The sequence below is a fragment of the Escherichia sp. KCJ4928 genome (assembly GCF_004352695.1).
Classification (GTDB): Bacteria; Pseudomonadota; Gammaproteobacteria; order Enterobacterales; family Enterobacteriaceae; genus ECMA0423.
Map to the genome: position 1 here is coordinate 1 of NZ_SJWV01000320.1, position 2,689 is coordinate 2,689.

Here is a 2,689-nt window from a genome sequence, read left to right on the forward strand (position 1 = left end):
CGTCGGCGAAATAATATGCGAAGCGCTAAAATTAATTCCAATATGAAAACCTTCCGGCAATTTACTCGCGATAGCGTTCATCTGTCTGGCAACCTGATTCATCAGGCTTTGCGTAAGCGGAACGATTAATCCGGATTTTTCAGCAAGTGGAATAAATGCCGCGGGTGATATATATCCACCGTGAGGTTGTTTCCAGCGGGCTAACACCTCAACTCCCCGCAATGTCCCTTCCCGACCATTTACCACAGGTTGGTAAAAAGGGACGATCTCCCCATTATTTATTGCCCGTCGCAGGATCTCTTCAGGCGTTGCGCTTTTATTGAAATATCTATCAAGCAGGAAGGCAGCGGCGCAGGCGATTAACAGAATAAATATTAAAATTCCAAAGCCTTTATCGATAAGTCTGTAGAAGCTAAAGAGTGGCGGCGGGTTAAAGATAATAGTGAAATGATATTTTGTGGAGTGAACCTTCTCGGTATAGGGATAATGTCCATTAAGCGTCATCACATCACCCGTTGGTCCAATAATGTCATCCGCCACGCGTAATACATACCTTACCCCTTTCAAGGGTACATTAAGCGCCCCGCGAATATGTTGATCACTTATCGTAACCAAAATGCGCGTATCTGCAAATTGGTTCTGATAGAGCAGGATAGGTAATCTATTAACGGTGTCGATTGCTGGAGCCAACAGTAAATTACTGTCCGGGAAAACAGGAATACGAGACAACAGGACCCGATTCCCAGGCAGGGATGTACACCAGACTATTCCCTGTTTGAGAATGATGATTGTGCGCAGGTGAGGTTTCAGAGCTGCTTCAGTGCCAAGCTGATATTGCTCCTCGAGGTTGCATTCCTTCCCGGCAATGTTAACCGCTGTTTGAGTCGCTTGTGACGCTTCTTCAAGTATATGATTGATATTGTTGGCGGCATATCTCGCTCCCGCCAGGTACTCTGCTTTTGCGGAATACCAGAGCTGGATGTTCAAAATAGCGACACCGGTAATAAACAAGCATATCGCAACGAGGATGGGTATGAGTGTATTGCGCATTTGCTTGTCCCGGCCAAAGGGTTTAATACATGAAAATGCCATTCATTCGCTCGCGCTGGCATCTACAGAGAGCATGGTAGAGAGCATAAGAAATATCCACGCCGAAGATAAAATTTTCTCCATCTTGATCTAACCCATTAATTATTGAGCATAATGTAGGCAGTACAAAATAAGTTAGGCGGGATATCAGGCGTCAAGAATGGAGAGCGAGAACTCTCCATTCTTGACACCTGATATTGCGGACATAATAAGAAAGCATAACGCCTGAAATGCTCACTTTGCATCAGCATGGTGATACAGCTGATGTTTATTCTAAAACCTTACTCAAGTTCTAAGAGAGCACGGATTCCCTGTCATTAATAATGATATCCGTTAGTGTAGTCTTATGCATTTCAATGTACTGCAATATTTGCAGATAGAGATCAGAAAGAATCACACTGGTTTCATCTTTTAAACGCAAGCGTAAAGCCTGATCAATAATATGACTATCAACATACCCATGCGTCATGAACACCTCCCTCTCGAGATTTTTAAACAAAGCACATTGAAAAATAAATCTCTCTGGGATTGAATTATTCATGTCAGCCTCGTAGAAATATTAACCCAATAAAATTATGCTGTGTATAGTCTAAAGCGACAGACAAAAATAAGATGAATGAGTTTTCTATAAACTTATACTTAATAATTAGAAGTTACATATCATCAGCTGTGTATCGCAACACGATTTCCAGTGTTTTTCTAATCACATCAGCTTTGAGAATATCACTTGTTGTTTCCAGGGAGTGTATCAGACTTAAGATAATATTTTTATTATTAACATTATCGCCTGAAAGCATTAAATTGGTGACAGCCTGCCCTAACACTGCTGACTCTTCTTCTAACAAATTACCCGAACTGCGAAAGTAACTTGCTAACGCTTTATCAGTTATTGCATTATGAATTGTAGTATCTTCAAGCATGGTAACCTCTCATCTTACTTATGAAATTTTAATGTATTCTGTTTATTTTCTTACCATTGAACATACTTTTATTGTCAGCTGTCGCTGTTCTTCGGTTTGGCCCTCCTGAATCACTATTGCTAAAATCACGAATTATGCTGTCAATTAAATCGCGTCGGAAAGCATCTTCCTCAGCCGATTTCATTACGAGTAATTGCTTAATAAGAGTCTGCAATGAAAAATTTATCTTCATGCGCAGTATCTGGATCACCGCCTGGCCAGTAATTTCATATTTTATACGTTCATTATCAGATGTCTTCATAACGACTTCATAGCTAACCTGTTAAATAATCAGGCTGTTGCATTATTCAAAAAGCAACCCAATTAGTGCATTATAATGTTTCTGTTCCTCTTCCCCAGTCGCGTGTTCCAGTCGGCAAAGAAGTTTGGCACAAAGCGACTTTCGACTCAGATTACGTCCATCTTTCAAAATCTCAGTCACAATTTCCCCGAGAGTTTCCTGCTGAGTAGGCAAGTTAGCTTTTGCAAAGTAACGAGTGATTGCTCCCGCAGAATCTAAAGTCACTGAATTTTGATGCATGCTACGCCTCTGTTAAAAATGTTAATCAATGTTAAGTGAGGTAACAATAGCAAACTTGTACGAAATATGTGTACAGAATGATAAATTAATTTTTTGCAAT

Annotated in this window: 5 protein-coding genes; all 5 read right to left on the minus strand. The window is 40.4% G+C overall.

The features are described 5' to 3' along the window. On the minus strand, window positions 1-1,050 hold a 1,050-nt coding region (locus tag E0D98_RS23145; RefSeq protein WP_131891116.1), incomplete at its 3' end, for a CSS-motif domain-containing protein. A 331-nt stretch (window positions 1,051-1,381) separates the two neighbouring features. Continuing rightward, window positions 1,382-1,630 carry a protein YmgC gene (gene ymgC, locus E0D98_RS23150; protein WP_001065752.1) on the minus strand — a complete coding sequence of 83 codons (249 nt, stop codon included), beginning with the start codon at window positions 1,628-1,630 and terminating at the stop codon, window positions 1,382-1,384. A 112-nt stretch (window positions 1,631-1,742) separates the two neighbouring features. Beyond that, entirely contained in the window at window positions 1,743-2,009 is a 267-nt protein-coding gene (ariR, locus tag E0D98_RS23155; protein ID WP_000888772.1) for a biofilm/acid-resistance regulator AriR, read from the minus strand. A 28-nt stretch (window positions 2,010-2,037) separates the two neighbouring features. Then, complete coding sequence (locus E0D98_RS23160) at window positions 2,038-2,310, minus strand: two-component-system connector protein YmgA (RefSeq protein ID WP_000857995.1); 273 nt, start codon at window positions 2,308-2,310, stop codon at window positions 2,038-2,040. A gap of 42 nt (window positions 2,311-2,352) precedes the next feature. Next, window positions 2,353-2,589 carry a regulatory protein YcgZ gene (gene ycgZ / locus E0D98_RS23165; protein WP_000554144.1) on the minus strand — a complete coding sequence of 79 codons (237 nt, stop codon included), beginning with the start codon at window positions 2,587-2,589 and terminating at the stop codon, window positions 2,353-2,355. Window positions 2,590-2,689 lie beyond the last annotated feature (100 nt).